Origin of the sequence: Magnetovibrio blakemorei, from assembly GCF_001746755.1 — a bacterium.
Taxonomy (GTDB): domain Bacteria; phylum Pseudomonadota; class Alphaproteobacteria; order Rhodospirillales; family Magnetovibrionaceae; genus Magnetovibrio; species Magnetovibrio blakemorei.
This window is the reverse complement of the sequence record NZ_MCGG01000022.1, coordinates 1-15,059: the sequence shown is the minus strand read 5'-3', so window position 1 is coordinate 15,059 and position 15,059 is coordinate 1. Positions and strand designations below refer to the sequence as shown.

General features: G+C 53.3%; 15 protein-coding genes. 13 read left to right on the top strand and 2 right to left on the bottom strand.

Annotated features, from left to right (window positions below; genetic code table 11):
- Window positions 1-35: 35 nt before the first annotated feature.
- From BEN30_RS07975 to mobB, 8 genes are all read left to right on the top strand, one after another.
- The gene (locus BEN30_RS07975) at window positions 36-614 is read left to right on the top strand and encodes a TorD/DmsD family molecular chaperone (protein WP_170826995.1); all 579 of its coding nucleotides are present in this window, start codon (window positions 36-38) and stop codon (window positions 612-614) included.
- Window positions 615-667: 53 nt separating this feature from the next.
- Window positions 668-868 (top strand): twin-arginine translocation signal domain-containing protein, encoded by a 201-nt coding sequence (locus tag BEN30_RS07970; protein WP_069957820.1) that lies wholly within the window; start codon window positions 668-670, stop codon window positions 866-868.
- A gap of 15 nt (window positions 869-883) precedes the next feature.
- Window positions 884-3,751 (top strand): formate dehydrogenase subunit alpha, encoded by a 2,868-nt coding sequence (locus tag BEN30_RS07965; protein WP_069957819.1) that lies wholly within the window; start codon window positions 884-886, stop codon window positions 3,749-3,751.
- A gap of 19 nt (window positions 3,752-3,770) precedes the next feature.
- Window positions 3,771-4,364: a formate dehydrogenase FDH3 subunit beta gene (gene fdh3B, locus BEN30_RS07960; RefSeq protein ID WP_069957818.1), complete on the top strand. Its 594-nt coding sequence runs from the start codon at window positions 3,771-3,773 to the stop codon at window positions 4,362-4,364.
- 95 nt (window positions 4,365-4,459) lie between these two features.
- A complete protein-coding gene (locus BEN30_RS07955) occupies window positions 4,460-5,527 on the top strand; it encodes a formate dehydrogenase subunit gamma (protein WP_069957817.1) in 1,068 nt (355 codons plus the stop codon).
- A gap of 46 nt (window positions 5,528-5,573) precedes the next feature.
- Window positions 5,574-6,218: a respiratory nitrate reductase subunit gamma gene (locus BEN30_RS07950; protein ID WP_069957816.1), complete on the top strand. Its 645-nt coding sequence runs from the start codon at window positions 5,574-5,576 to the stop codon at window positions 6,216-6,218.
- Window positions 6,215-7,468, top strand: coding sequence for a (Fe-S)-binding protein (locus BEN30_RS07945; protein WP_069957815.1), 1,254 nt, complete (start codon window positions 6,215-6,217; stop codon window positions 7,466-7,468). Before BEN30_RS07950 ends, BEN30_RS07945 begins: the two co-directional genes overlap by 4 nt.
- Before the next feature lie 30 nt (window positions 7,469-7,498).
- Complete coding sequence (mobB, locus tag BEN30_RS07940) at window positions 7,499-8,035, top strand: molybdopterin-guanine dinucleotide biosynthesis protein B (protein ID WP_069957814.1); 537 nt, start codon at window positions 7,499-7,501, stop codon at window positions 8,033-8,035.
- Between the two features lie 23 nt (window positions 8,036-8,058).
- On the opposite strand, the gene BEN30_RS07935 is transcribed toward mobB, so the two are convergent.
- Window positions 8,059-10,104 (bottom strand): 4Fe-4S dicluster domain-containing protein, encoded by a 2,046-nt coding sequence (locus BEN30_RS07935; protein ID WP_069957813.1) that lies wholly within the window; start codon window positions 10,102-10,104, stop codon window positions 8,059-8,061.
- Between the two features lie 259 nt (window positions 10,105-10,363).
- On the opposite strand from BEN30_RS07935, the gene BEN30_RS07930 reads away from it, so the two are divergent.
- The 4 genes from BEN30_RS07930 (at window position 10,364) to BEN30_RS07915 (ending at window position 12,985) form a co-directional block, all read left to right on the top strand.
- Window positions 10,364-10,990: a CPBP family intramembrane glutamic endopeptidase gene (locus BEN30_RS07930; RefSeq protein WP_084005237.1), complete on the top strand. Its 627-nt coding sequence runs from the start codon at window positions 10,364-10,366 to the stop codon at window positions 10,988-10,990.
- A gap of 61 nt (window positions 10,991-11,051) precedes the next feature.
- A complete protein-coding gene (locus BEN30_RS07925) occupies window positions 11,052-11,477 on the top strand; it encodes a PaaI family thioesterase (protein WP_069957847.1) in 426 nt (141 codons plus the stop codon).
- A gap of 234 nt (window positions 11,478-11,711) precedes the next feature.
- Complete coding sequence (locus BEN30_RS07920; protein WP_139134919.1) at window positions 11,712-12,092, top strand: hypothetical protein; 381 nt, start codon at window positions 11,712-11,714, stop codon at window positions 12,090-12,092.
- Window positions 12,093-12,247: 155 nt separating this feature from the next.
- Complete coding sequence (locus BEN30_RS07915) at window positions 12,248-12,985, top strand: LuxR family transcriptional regulator (RefSeq protein ID WP_069957810.1); 738 nt, start codon at window positions 12,248-12,250, stop codon at window positions 12,983-12,985.
- A 56-nt stretch (window positions 12,986-13,041) separates the two neighbouring features.
- Here the strand turns inward: BEN30_RS07915 and BEN30_RS07910 are convergent, their stop codons facing one another.
- Window positions 13,042-14,223, bottom strand: a complete 1,182-nt coding sequence (locus tag BEN30_RS07910; protein WP_069957809.1) for an MFS transporter — start codon at window positions 14,221-14,223, stop codon at window positions 13,042-13,044.
- Between the two features lie 46 nt (window positions 14,224-14,269).
- On the opposite strand from BEN30_RS07910, the gene BEN30_RS07905 reads away from it, so the two are divergent.
- Window positions 14,270-15,055 (top strand): helix-turn-helix transcriptional regulator, encoded by a 786-nt coding sequence (locus tag BEN30_RS07905; RefSeq protein ID WP_069957808.1) that lies wholly within the window; start codon window positions 14,270-14,272, stop codon window positions 15,053-15,055.
- The last annotated feature ends 4 nt before the right edge of the window (window positions 15,056-15,059 follow it).

Sequence of the window (15,059 nt, the reverse complement as noted above, 5' to 3'; positions counted from 1 at the left end):
CGCAGAATATGAGTGTGTCAGGTTTACCTCACATCATGGAAGAAGACCTCATGCGGGCCCAGGTTTATGGACTGCTGTCCGTGCTTCTAAGATCTCCGCCCGATACCACAGTGTTGAATGTGGTTAAGGCGATGGAAGGCGATGAAACGCCCTTTGGTCAGGCTGTAGCAGAACTTTCGCGCTTGGCGCAAGAAACCTCCCCGGATGACATCACAGACGAATTCACGCGCTTGTTCTATGGCCATGGTGCCGGGGGCGAGTTGCACCCTTACGCCAGTTTTTATTTGACCGGCTACATTTACGACAAACCGCTGTCAAATCTGCGCGAAGATTTGAGCCGTCTGGGTCTTGCCCGTGCCGAGGGAATCAGTGAACCCGAAGACAATATCTCATTTTTGCTCAACACGATGCATGACCTGATCACGGATGTGCATGGCCAAGCGATGGATGTCGCCGGACAAAAAGATTTTTTTGACCAGCACATTGGTTCTTGGGCTGTACGTTTTTTTGAAGATTTAGAAGGGGCCGAAAACGCTGTGTTCTATCGCCCCGTTGGAACCATCGGCCAACTGCTGATGGCGATTGAAAACAAAGCTTTCACGCTGGCCGCGTAAACGCGGTGCAACGGTGAGGGGCGCATCGAAGCCATTTCGAAAGGAACATGACAATGATCGAGCAAGACGAAAAAAAGGCCGTTCAGTCACGGCGTGGTTTTTTGAAGGGCGCTGGTGTTGCCAGTATTGCAACGGCCCTGAGTGTCCTTTCCGAAAGCGAAGCCGAGGCCGGTGAGGTCGCGGCTGAAGAATCGAAGTCCGGATATCAAAAAACAGACCACGTTAACGCCTATTACGAAGCGGCCAAGTTTTAAGGGGAGAATGCAGACATGTTGATTAAGAAAAATAGTCGTTCCGCTGCAGCCCCACGGCTGAAGCAGGCCTTGTCCAGAAGCATGGGCACAGCTGTTGATCGCCGGGCGTTTTTGAAGAATTCCGGTCTTGCTGCGGGCAGTCTCGCGCTGGCCGGATCGCTCCCGCTGGGTGCGGTTAAAAAAGCCCAGGCTGCGGAGCCCTCAGGGATGGCCGAAATAAAATCGTCCGTCTGCACCCACTGTTCGGTCGGTTGTAGCGTTAAGGCAGAAGTGAAAAATGGCATTTGGACGGGCCAGGAACCGGACTTTGACAGCCCCTTCAATCTCGGTTCGCACTGTGCCAAGGGCGCATCGGTACGCGAACACGCACACAATGAACGCCGCTTGCGCTATCCGATGAAATTGGAAGGTGGCAAGTGGAAGCGCATTTCATGGGAAACCGCCATTGAGGAAGTCGGCGATAAGATGTTGCAGGTGCGCGAGCAGTCCGGTCCAGATTCCGTTTACTGGTTGGGTTCCGCCAAATTCTCCAACGAACAAGCGTATCTGTTCCGCAAGATGTATGCGTTCTGGGGGAGCAACAACGGCGACCATCAAGCACGTATTTGTCACTCCACCACCGTCGCCGGTGTCGCAAACACCTGGGGCTACGGTGCGATGACAAACTCGTTCAACGATATGCACAACGCCAAGGCTATTTTCCTCATTGGCTCTAACCCATCCGAAGCCCATCCGGTGGCGATGCAGCATATCTTGAAGGCCAAAGAGCAAAACAATGCGGCCTTAATCGTTTGTGATCCGCGCTTCACCCGCACGGCAGCGCACGCCGACGAATTCGTCAGAATGCGTCCAGGTACGGATGTGCCGCTGGTCTGGGGCATCTTGTGGCACATTTTTGAAAACGGTTGGGAAGATAAAGAATTCATCAGCCAGCGCGTCTGGGGTTTGGATCGGGTGCGTCCCGAAATCGCCAAGTGGACACCCGAAGAAACCGAACGCGTTACCGGTATACCCGGCGAGCAAGTGAAGCGCGTCGCCCGCTTGTTGGCGAAAAATCGTCCCGGCACCGTGGTGTGGTGCATGGGGGGGACCCAGCATCATAACGGCAACAACAACACGCGTGCTTATTGCATCTTGCAGTTGGCGTTGGGCAACATGGGCAAAGCCGGCGGCGGCACCAATATTTTCCGCGGTCACGACAATGTCCAAGGGGCGACCGATATGTGCGTGTTGGCCGATTCACTGCCGGGCTATTATGGCTTGGCGGAAGGATCGTGGAAACATTGGGCGCGTGTTTGGGGCGTCGATTATGAGTATTTGCTCAGTCGGTTCAAAGACAAAAAGCTGATGGAATCAAAAGGCATTCCCGTCAGCCGTTGGATCGATGGCGTGCTCGAAGACAAGGCCAATATCGACCAGCCGGACAACTTACGCGTCATGGTGCTTTGGGGACATGCGGTGAACTCGCAGACCCGCTTGCCGGAAATGAAAAAAGCGATGGAAAAGCTCGACACCATGGTCATCATCGACCCGGTGCCGACGTTCGCCGCGGTCATTCCGGATCGTACTGACGGCGTTTATGTGTTGCCGGCCTGTACCCAGTTTGAGACCTCTGGTTCGGTGACCGCATCCAATCGCTCCTTGCAATGGCGCGAAAAGATCGTCGATCCGCTTTATGAATCGAAGCCCGATCATGAAATCATGTACATGTTCGCCAAGAAGCTCGGTTTTGCGGATGAAATGTTCAAGCAGATTAAGGTCAACGGCGCCGAGCCCCAGATCGAAGACATCACCTTAGAATACAACAAAGGCATGTGGACCATCGGCTACACGGGCCAATCACCGGATCGTATGAAAAGGCAGCAGAAATACAAGCGCACCTTCGACAAGACCACATTGCTTGCCAAGGGTGGACCTTGCGACGGCGAATATTACGGCTTGCCCTGGCCTTGTTGGGGGACGGCGGAGATGGGACATCCCGGCACGCCCATCTTGTATGACCAGTCCATGTCAGTGGCAGACGGTGGTTTGACGTTCCGCGCGCGTTATGGCGTTGAACATGAAGGTGAGAATCTGCTGGCCGAAGGTTCGTACTCAAAGGGTTCCGAGCTTAAAGACGGCTATCCTGAATTCTCCATGGCGATGCTCATCAAGTTGGGCTGGGATGGGGACCTGACGGCGGAAGAACGCGCCGCCATCGACAAGGTTGCGGGTGAAAAGACCAACTGGAAGACCGACCTATCGGGCGGCATCCAGCGCGTCGCCATCAAGCATGGCTGCGCCCCGTTTGGAAATGCCAAGGCGCGCACCGTGGTGTGGACCTTCCCCGATCCGGTGCCGATCCATCGCGAACCTTTGTACACGTCCCGTCGTGACCTGGTGGCTGATTATCCGACCTACAAGGACACCAAAGCTTGGCGCGTGCCGACGCTTTATGAATCAATCCAAGCCAAGGATGTCTCGAAAGAATTTCCGACCATCCTCACCAGCGGACGTTTGGTGGAATACGAAGGCGGCGGCGACGAAAGCCGTTCCAACAAGTGGCTGGCGGAATTGCAGCAAGACATGTTCTGCGAGGTCAACGTCAAGGATGCGAACGACCACGGCATTCGCGATGGCGCCATGATGTGGCTCTACAGCCCCGAAGGCGGCAAGGTCTTGGTGAAAGCCATGGTCACCGAACGCGTTGCCGCCGGTGTTGTCTTCATGCCGTTCCACTTTGGTGGTGTGTGGCAAGGTCAAGATTTGCGACATAAGTACCCACCGGGTGCAGACCCGATTGTGTTGGGTGAAGCGTCCAACATGTGCGGAACCTATGGCTATGACTCAGTCACGCAGATGCAAGAAACCAAAGCGACGCTCTGTCGCATCGAAGCCGCGTAAAGAAAGGGAGGAATAAAAAATGGCTCGCATGAAATTTCTTCTCGATTCTGAACGCTGCATCGAATGCAACGCTTGCGTTACAGCGTGTAAGAATGAGAACGAAGTCCCCTGGGGTGTGAACCGTCGCCGGGTGGTGACCATCAACGATGGCATGCCCGGGGAACGATCTGTGTCCGTGGCGTGTATGCATTGTTCGGATGCGCCGTGTATGGCCGTGTGTCCGGTGGATTGCATCTATTCCACCGAAGACGGTGTTGTGCTGCATTCCAAGGACCTGTGCATCGGTTGCGGATATTGCTTCTTCGCTTGTCCGTTCGGTGCGCCGCAGTTCCCCAAGGACGGGGCATTCGGTTCGCGCGGCAAGATGGACAAATGCACCTTCTGCAACGGTGGACCGGAAGCCGATGGCTCGGCCGCAGAATTCCAGAAATACGGTGGCAACCGTCTTTCCGAAGGCAAGCTGCCGCTATGCGCGGAAATGTGTTCGACCAAGGCTCTGTTGGCAGGTGACGGGAACATGGTTTCCGACATCTATCGTGAACGTGTGGTGTCGCGCGGTTTCGGCAGCGGCGCCTGGGGATGGGGCACCGCCTACGGGCAAAAGGGCGAATAGGTCTGACGGCGTGCGCCCGTATCCCTTTGGGGGCGGGCGCATCCCTGTCGGCTCAAGGCTAATGCAGTGAACACTTGCAGACGGGAACTTTGTCCATGACATCACGTGGTTTGACACGTTTTCTTCAAAAGCTTGGATGTGCCGGGGTAATTGTTCTGGGCGTGTGGTTTGGGATGACGGGCATCGCCCTAAATGCACCGGCATTCGCTCAGACCCAAGACCCCGCAGCGGGTTCCGTTCCGGGCGACACCAAAGGCTCCACCAGCGATAGTGATTTCTGGCGCTCCATTTCTCAAGGAGAACGCGGCAAGGTCAGCATTCCCGATCAAAAGGCAGCTGTCATGATCAATCGATCAGGCGAAGACTGGCGTTTGGTGCGCATGGGACCGTTGCCGTTGTGGGGCGGTGTGTTGATTGGCATTTCGCTGGTGGGCATCCTGGGCTTTGCCCTCTTGCATGGCAAGTTCAAGATGCATGGACAGCGCACCGGACGGGTTATCCCCCGCTTCTCTCAAGCCGAACGCTGGGTTCACTGGTTCGTCGCCAGCTTGTTTATTCTGTTGGGGCTGACGGGTTTGGTGATTTTGTTTGGGCGCTTTTTGCTCAAACCCGTGCTGGGGGCGGATGCCTTGGGTGCGATCGCCAATGCGGGGCTACAGGCGCACAACCTTTTGGGACCGATCTTCATCGTTGCCATGACCATCATGCTGGTCATGTATTTCAAGGATAACTTTTATCAAAAAGGCGACTTCACGTGGGCGTTCAAAGGGGCTTTTTTCTCAAAAAACCACCCGCCGTCATGGAAGTACAACCTGGGTGAAAAATCCTGGTACTGGCTGATTGCTTTCGCCGGAACGGCGATTGCAGTGTCCGGGGTGTTTTTGATTTTCCCCACCGTCTTGGACGACGTGCGCGGCATGCAGTTGTCGCACATCGTTCATGCGATTTGCGCCATCGTTTTGATCGCGGCGTCGTTGGGTCACATCTATCTTGGGGTGTGGGGCGTCGAGGGTGCGGTGGACGGCATGACCTTGGGCTATGTCGATGAAACCTGGGGCCTGGAACACCACCGTTGGTGGGCCGAGGAAGAGATCAAGAAAAATCACGCCGTAAAGAGCGCATCCGAGGCCGTTCTTGCGGCCAAAAAAGAGACATCCACATGATGGGGCTTTTGCGATTGCCAAGCGTTGACATGAAGGAGATGAGGCCGTGAGTTTCCTGGAATTCGTTGAGGGACCGCTTTGGTATGTTGCCGCCGCCGTTTTTTTGATCGGCGCGTTGTGGAAGGTGGTGGGCATATTGCGCCTGGGCCGCAAGGCCGATTTGTCAATTCCGCGCGCATCTGCCACGGCTGGTGCGGTGAGGTCTCAGTTCCTGCACTTTGTCCCTCACGGGGGCTTCCCCTTCCGCACGATCTATCATTTGACGGCGGGCTACATGTTTCACATCGGCTTGTTCCTCGTGCTGTTGTTCGGTGCGCCCCATGTGATCTTCGCGCAGAACAACATTTATGCTTTGCCGTGGGTAACCATGCCTTATTGGGGCTTTGTCGTCGCCGCACAGGTTGCCTTTGCCGGGCTGATTTTGCTGTGGGTGCGGCGTATCTCGGACCCTGTGATGATTAAGATCTCTGACAAGGACGATCACATTGGATCATGGCTGACTTTTTTGGTCATGCTGTCGGGGTGCATGGCGCTGCAAGAAAGTGTCGTTGCACTGAGGGCCACGCATATGTTGCTGGTGGATATGTGGCTGATCTATTTCCCCTTCAGCCGTCTGATGCATGCGGTCACGTTCATGTTTAGCCGTGGCTACACCGGAGCCTTCTTTGGGCGCAGAGGAATCGTGCCATGAACGTATCAGCCGCCATCGAGACTATGGTCTCGAACATTGACGCTTCCGCCGCCAGCTATTTGGATGCCTGTGTGCACTGTGGGCAGTGTGCGGAAGCGTGTCATTTTTATGAAAACACCGGCGATGTGCGGTTTGCCCCGGTTTACAAGCTGGACTTGATGCGTCGCGTTTACAAACGTCACAAGGACCCGTTGGCCGGGCTGAAAAAGCTGGTCGGTTTGGTGCCCAAGGAATTGACGCAGACCGATCTCGATGAGTGGTCGGAGCTGATCTATGACAGCTGCACCTTGTGTGGGCGCTGCACCATTGTGTGTCCGATGGGCATCGATATTGCCGGCTTGGTGCGCAAAACCCGCGAAGGCATGGTGGCTGCGGGTGTCGTGCCTGAAGGCCTCACGGGCGCCGCAGAACGTGCGCTGGAAACGGGTAGTCCTTTGGGCATCAAGCCCGAGACTTTCCGCAAGATTGTCGCAGAGCAGGCTGAAGAAACCGGTATTGCCATCGAGTTGGACAAACCCGGCGTCGACTACATGGTTATTTTGTCGGCGATGGAAATCCTCAATTTCTATGAAGTCATTGGGGCCTTGGCCAAGATCTTTAAAAAAGCGGGTGTCACGTGGACCATGTCCACCAAAGCTTACGAGGCCACCAACGTTGGCATTCAAATGGGTGACAAAGCGGTTGCCAAGACGTTGGTGTCACGGGTTGTCGAGGCAGCCGAAGAGTTGGGCGTGAAGTACGTTGTCAGTCCAGAGTGCGGTCACGCCTATTCCGCTTTGAACTGGGAAGGACCGAATCTTGTGGGACGTTCCTACAAATTCCAGGTGATCCATATTTTGGAACTGTTGGAACAGTTGCGTGTTGAAGGTCGTATTCCCACCAAGGGCAAAGACAGCCGCCGTTTGACCTTTCATGACCCCTGCCAGATCGTGAGACGGGGCGGGATTGTCGAAGAGCCGCGTAATATCTTGGGCCAAATTGCCGACAACTTTGTTGAAATGTCACCCAACAAAGAGGCCAACATTTGCTGTGGCGGCGGCGGTGGGGTCAGTTCAAACTCGAATGCCGAAAAATTACGCCTTCTCGCGTTCGGCAGTAAAAAACGCCAATTGGATGAGGTGAAGCCCGACGCCATGGTGACGGCGTGTGGCAATTGCCGAAATGTCATGGAAGAAGCCATCGATACGTATGAGATGACGATGCCGGTTTTGAGCATCACCGAACTGTTGGCGGAATACATAGAAGACTAAATTTTCTTTTGAATGTGGGGCAGACGTGCAATGAAAATTTTCGGTATTGTTGGATGGAGTGGCAGCGGTAAAACGGAGCTGCTGATTAAATTGCTGCCGGAACTCAAGAGCCGTGGCTTTCGGGTGTCGACCATGAAACACACCCACCACAACTTCGATATTGATAAGCCGGGCAAGGACTCTTATCGCCATCGTCAAGCGGGTGCGGAAGAAGTTTTGATTGCATCAGGTGGCCGTTGGGCCCTGGTCCATGAATTGCGCGAAGAACCCGAACCCGATATGGAGTCCTTGATTGAGCAGATGACCCCTGTGGATCTTCTGTTGATCGAAGGCTTCAAACGCAACCGTCATCCCAAGTTGGAAGTCACCCGTCCGTCTTCGACGGGTGAAGACATGCTTGCCATCTGTGACGATACGATTGTTGCCGTGGCCAGCAATGAGACTGTTGACGGCGTGCAGGTGCCCGTGTTGGATCTCAATGATGTCGGTCAAATTGCCGACTTCATCATACGTTTTACGGGGATCGTTCCGTCTGTTGGCACCTTACGGGTGGAAGCCGCCGAGTAAGCGCCACACATTTTTTGTATTTTTCAATTGAGCTTTTCCGGATCGTTTTTTGACGTGGCGGCTTCGCGTTCGCGCAGGTAGTCATCGGTGGTGCGGGTTATGGGGCGGGTGCCCGACGTGAATGGATCGGGGCGTGCATCGGCCATGGCGAAAACGCGGCAGTCTTCGCACATGCGCAAACGATCCATCCCCCCGGGGCCGCTAAACATGGAATGGTTTTTCAATTTTTCGGCCATGCGCTCGATGGAGGCCTTGGTGCCGAAGGGTTTGCCGCAACGGATGCATTCGAAGGGCTGTTCCGACTTGAGTGTGGTGAGGTTGCGGGCCTTGCCTGTGAAGTCGATGCTGGGGCTCAGCGTGATCGCCTTTTCAGGACAGGTTTTCAGGCACAGACCGCACTGAACACAAGCGGCTTCGCGAAAGCGCAATTCAGGTCGCTCCGGGTTGCTTTTCAAGGCACCAGTCGGGCAAGCGCTGGTGCATGCCAAACATAAGGTGCACGCGTGACCATCCACGATGACCTCGCCAAATGGCGCGCCGACGGGCAGGGAAACTCTGTCTTGCGGCGTGGGGGCAGCGGCATGGAGATGGATCAGCGCTTGGGACAAGGTTTCGCGTTTTTCCCCAGCACAGGTGAAATAGTTTGCAGGGGTTGCCGGATCTTTGGGCAGTGACCAAAGGATGTTTTCGACCATGCTGGGATCGGCCTCTTCCAAGACGGTGATGCGGTCTTTGCCGTAGCCCAAGGCGTGCAAAATGGCGTTTGCATATTCGATTTGTTGATGCAGAACGGAAAGCTCACTGGCCTGGGCCGGGTTGGCCAGCAAAACAATGCGGCTAGCGCCATAAGCGATGAGGCTCAATAAAGTATCCAGGCCCACGCTGGTGATGGTGTTCAGGGTAAAGGGCAGCACTCGGGCGGGGAGGCCCCGGCCATAGCGGGCCATCATGGCAATCGTTTCGACACCGTCGGTGGGGTTTGTGATCAACAGCACTGGCGCGCTGCCGCCGCCTTTTTGGAAGGTGCTCAACAGCGCACGGGCACGCGCCATGACGCCTTTTACCGAGGGATATTGATAACTGTTGGCCCCCGTTGGGCAGACAGCCGAGCACTCACCGCAACCTGCGCAGATATACGGATCAATGGTGACATGATCGCCCGCAGGCTGAATGGCCGATGTGGGGCAGGCGTCCAGGCATCGTGTGCAAGCGACGATGGAATTGCGCGAATGGGCACATTGAGTGGCCGTATGTAGAACATAGTGCGGTTTTTCAAATTCGCCGAGCAGATTAAGGGCGTCGAAAAGGGCGCGTTCGACCGCTGCAGGGTTGCCGGGTTCGGCATATAAATAACCATCGCGTTTTTCGGGTGCCGGGAACAGCGCGGGCGTGCCTCTGAGATCGATCAAGATATCCGCGTCAAGGCATGTGGGGCCTTTGGCCACGCTCCCGAATTGGGCGCTGCCGCGTGAACTGGGGTCAAGGGTGCGCAGACCGTCAACGTTGACGGCAAACTTTCCAAGGTATCCTGAGGCCGTCGTGATTTTACCCAACAGCACAGGCACGTTGCCGATGGCGGGGGGCAAGATCTCATCTGCCCTTGTCAGCAAGACGGTCACATCTAAATGTTGCGCAAGTCGTTTGGCGGCCTCGATGGCGGTGTCGTCGTTGCCCAAGATCAGCGTGCGGCCGTCGGAATGCAGGGTGACGTTGGTTGATCCGGAAACGTTGACTTGTGCTTCACCAATCAGGGCCGCCATTTTTGCCGAAGATTTTGGGCCGTCTTCAGACCATCCCGCATTCTCGCGGATGTTGACAAAATGAGGCGCGGTGTCGTCACCCGAGGCCTCGGCCCAGGCCTCCAATAGCACCGGAATTTCTTGCGTGCAGCAAATCGTCGCTTGTTGCCCTGCCGCCGCCGTAGAGTTCAGAGCTTCAATCTGCGAGCGGCACAACTGCTCGTAAATTTTTGGCGAAGTGTCGAGATCAAGCGCCTTACCAATGGCCTTCGCGTCTATCTTCTGGCTGTTGTCACAGGTACACAAGAATAAGGTCTGCGTCTTCGTCATGGGGTGCTGCTCGCTTCGTTACATCAGGTGCTGAACTTGGGCAAATTGTACCACTGTTTTCTCCGAAAGCAGTATCAAACAACAATAATTTTCTTGTGTTTGCACATAATTAACAATCAACGTGGACTATTCAGTCGGCATGATGATGTTTCCGCATACCCTTGTCATTTTGCACACCATATTTATGACCAAAAATGCGCCGGTCATTTTTTGTGTTTGATTGCTTAATCCACTCATTTCATGAGAGAATATCCCTGCTATGACCGCACTGAACGACAGACAACCAACCCTAACGCCATCAGGGCTTTTGGCCGTTTGCGTGCTGTTCATGGTGGCCTGCTGGCTTAAATTCTTGCTGCCAACCCTCATGCAATATGGCATCGATTATGCTGAGCGGGTGGTCCTCATCGGGATGGTCGTGGTGTTTGGCGGTTTCCGGTTTCGACGCGTTGTTTTCAGCGCTCGAATGGCCGTCTTAACGGGATTGACCGTCGTATTGGCGCTGGGCTTGTTTTATGCCGATGAGCAACTCGGCTTCGTCATTCCAATCCTGGGTGGTGAAGTTTGGTCCTTTTCAGATCTTGAATCAGACTCCTTTTTCTATTTTGATTTGACGGTGGGGCTTGCCTTGGTGGCGTTGTCCGAAGAGCTGGTTTTTCGTTACCAGTTTGTCCGGTCTTTCCCAAACAGTGTGGCGGCCCAATACCTTTTATCCACCTTCGCCTTTGCCTTGATTCATGTTCCTCAAGGCGTAACGGGGGTCGTGATCACAGGCCTTGCAGGACTGCTGTTGATGGGGCTGTATCGGGCCACAGGTACACTGGCGGCTCCCATTGTGGCACATTACCTCATAGACCTGATCTTGTTCGCAGGATGGATTGAATAGCCTCTCGTTTTACGATCTTGGACAAAAGTGATTTAACCTTATGAAAACAGGCGTTGCCAATATGACACGTGTGAGCGTTAACGCATTCAATCAGATTGTTGAGACTGAGTTGCCCTGGGCGCATGAGGTTGGACTGGTGGCCGAGCGGATGGGCGAGGGGGAGGCCGTCTGCCGCATCCCTTTCGATGAGACGTTTTTGCGCCCGGGCGGCACGGTGTCGGGGCCGACCATGATGTTGCTGGCGGATGCGACTATGTATGCGGTGGTGCTGTCGGCAATCGGTCATGTCACGTTGGCGGTGACCACAAACTTCAACATCAACTTTCTGCGCAAACCGGGTCGCGACGACCTCATCGCCGAGGGACGTGCGATCAAGATCGGCAAGCGTCTCGCCGTGCTTGAGGTGACAATCTTTTCCGAAAGCGATCATGATCCGGTCGCACATGCAACGGGCACTTACTCAATCCCGCCAGACCGACCTGCGTGAACGGCGGGCGTGAACGGCGGGCGTGGACAATAGCGCAGTAATTGATTGAACAGACGAACAGCGCTAGGCGCTTGCCCTGCCCGCTTGCTTTTTGATCAATCTATCCAACACGCAACGGCATAAACAGTGTTCCCCTTTGAGCGCTTCGGGGATGTTCAGGACCGGATAGGATTTGCACCAGCAATCGCCATCTGGGTCACAGGTGAACGTTTGGCCGCACTCAGGACACGTCAAATGTTCAGCCATCAATTCACCTTCCAATACAATCAAGCCATCAGCCAACGTTATATCCTTATCATATTGAAGGCTGCGAAGATGGCGCTCAACAAGATAAGGCTGTGCTCGCGCATCATCGCGCCTAAAATAAGATTGATAATGTTCGCAGTCACTTGTGATTGGATTTACCGAAAATTTTGCGCGCTAACAAAAAAGCCCGCCCTGTGGCGAGCTAACCCAGGGCTTGTTCCTCTGAATTTGCCACCTTGGTGGGGGGCAATCCTCACCGGATACCGTTATGGGGAGCTCACCCACATGACGGCAGGAGACCTGAACGTCGAAGCAGGTCGACTATGGGTTGGCACCAGTAAAAACGGCAAAGGCCGTCTGCGGTCCTGACCGAAGAAACATTGACCTTCTTCGTAGACCTGGTAAGGATCAAGCTACGGGCAACGTCTAGAGAATTAGGGGCTTGCCGATGATGAGATAATCTATTGGTTGCAATGGTTTTTCCATCATGTGATTATCCATAAATTAATAGTGGATACTTGACCGTGCAACACCAACTCCAAAAAGCATCCAAATTTCTGGAACATCTCCAGACTCTTTCTGATGTAAATGCGTGTTGGGATGTGTTTTTGAAGGAAGCACAAAACCTAGGTATCCCTTGGGTGCTTTATGGCTTTTTGCGGGTACGTGAACATGAACAAAGCCAGTTTATTTACTTCTCCAGTTATCCGCCGGAATGGCAGGAAGTATATGATCGACTGGGCGGACCTGATAATGATGTGAATGTTCAGCACTGCATACATTCATCAGAAGAATTACGCTGGTATGAGCCAAAAGCCCTGGCCCTTCTTCCGCCCGAACAGCTTGAGATGGAGAAGATGGCGCAACGTCATGGAGCAACAAGCGGCATTACGATTCCCTTGCGTGGTGGCCCAGATATTGAGGATTGGGGTGGCGTGGGGTACGGATCAAATCTCGACAATGCTGGCTTTGACCGTTTGTTATCTGAAAGTGGAGATTATCTTCGTCTGATTGCTCAGGTGTTCCATGCCGTTATTCAAAGTCGTCCCTTGGCGAAAAATATTGCTTTGCTGACGGAGAAAGAAAAGCAGGTTTTGACGTTATCGGCATGCGGATTTAAAACCCCACAAATTGCTGAGAAGCTTGGGATCAATAGAAAAACTGTTGAACAGCGTATGGCGCGCACAAAGGTGAAATTGTCGTGCACGACTTTTACGCAAGCCGTTGCAGAGGGTATGCGGCTGTATATCTTAAAAATTTGAAACGTCTGATAACGTGGATAGCCTCCCCTGGCAAGCATCGTCATTAATTGCAATTTTTACGCTCTGTTCGCTTGAAGGCTCTTATCAAGTTCGTCGCTGATTTTGATGCAGACGTGATCCAAGCCCCCCCTTCCAAGAGACAAGGTTAGGGCTGCAATGGCCAACGTCATGCCCAGGCCGACCAGATAGGCTGCTTTACCGGAAACAAGAAAGGGCATGATGATGCCGCAAAGAATTCCAAATGAGCCAACGGCGTTAAATGTCCCGCTCATTCTTTCAAGCATTCCTTTTGGGGTGATATCGGCAGGTAAGATTGTCGTCATCGGGTAAAGCGCCGAGAAACCGAAAGTAGACACAGCAATTCCGCAAAAAAGAAGAAACGTGTTATGGGCATAATAGAGAATACCCAATCCTATAACGGAGAGGGCAAGCCCTAGTGACATCGTCGGAAATCGACCAAGCCGATCTGCCATTTTACCAAAATAGAAAGAGGTCAGGGCCGGGATGACAAAGAAGGGTGATGAAAGGATGCCGACCATATGTGTTCCGGATATTTCGGCGATCTCAAGGGGAACGTAGGCGATAACCAGTCCATAAATCAGATAAGCCGTAAATATGCACCCCGTCATCCGAATGGCTGTGGGGCTTTTAAATATAGGAAGTTGATTTTTCCATCCTTCACGGTTCGGGGTGTTATCTCGCTTGCCGTCAAGTTTCCAAAACGGAACATAAGCCAGTGCGCCGACAAACAGATAAATCAGGAACACAATGCTTTGCGGCAAAATCGTGAGAAGCGGACCTGAGGCGACCAAGCCAATACCCGTTGTTGCGGAAAAAATACCCCAAAAAAATCCGGAATTTCTGCCTCTTAAGTGCTCCTCACTGATGCGTCCCATATATACGAAATGAGCGTTCCATAGCAACGAGGCTGCGCACCCTAAGAGAACACACGCCGTAAAAAATAAGGCAATGTTCCCGTAGATAAAGGAAATTCTGGTCAAGAGATAGGGTGGCATGATGAGTAGGAAACTTCGTTTTGCACCCATGCGTATAAGTATGACCGGAGCAACAAAACTCCCTAAGAAGAAAAAAACATAAATCAAAATTAAACCAATATATCCGTCGTTCACGTCGCCACGGCCAGCAAACACGACTGTAATATATTGCTGAAGTGTCTGGGCATAGACGAACAGGAGGGAAAAAGCGGCTGTTATTCCCACTAAATTTCGGTTATTCATGCATTCCCCCTCAGCTTGCTCACATTATGGCAGGACATAGTATAGCGTGCACACCAGCATTTTACAGAAAATTAGCGGAGATGCGACAAAAGGTAGCAACCTTCTTCAGGAAGCCTCGGCCTTTTTTGAGCTCCTTCAAGCACAGTCGTGCATTGATGATTGTTGGATGGCGCTGCTTGAGGAGGTGGGCCGTCACGGCTTCGACTGGGCCATGTATGGGTTCGGGAGGAGACGCAACGACAGTGAGGAATTGGAAATCACATACTTCTCCAACTACTCGAAGGAATGGCAGGATGAATACGAAAAGCTGGGCGGTTCGCAAAACGATATAGACACATTGCATTGCATCTCCTCGACTGAGGATCAAATATTCTTTTCCCCGGAAACAAGAGAAAACTTAACCCCGGAGCAAAAAGCCATTGATGAGTTTGCCCAGCGTTCAGGTATAAAAAATGGCATAAGTTTCCCTTTGCGGGCTGGACCGGATATCAATGACTGGGGGGGGCTTGGTCTGTCCACCCGTATGGACGATGACGAATTCAGTGCCGTTTTAGACGAACGACGAGACTATTTGCGGTTGATTGCGCAGGTTTTCCACGCCGTCACACAATCTCGCCCCTTAGCAAAAAATGCGCTTTTGTTGACGGAGAAAGAAAAACAGGCGCTGAGCCTGACGGCAAAAGGCCTAAAAACAAAGCAGATCGCCGACAAACTCGGTATGAGTGACAAGGCCGTAGACCAGCACATCGCCCGCGCCACGGCGAAGCTGGCTTCAACCACGCGCACACAAGCGGTCGCTGAGGCAATTCGTTTGCATATTTTGCGACTGTAATTTG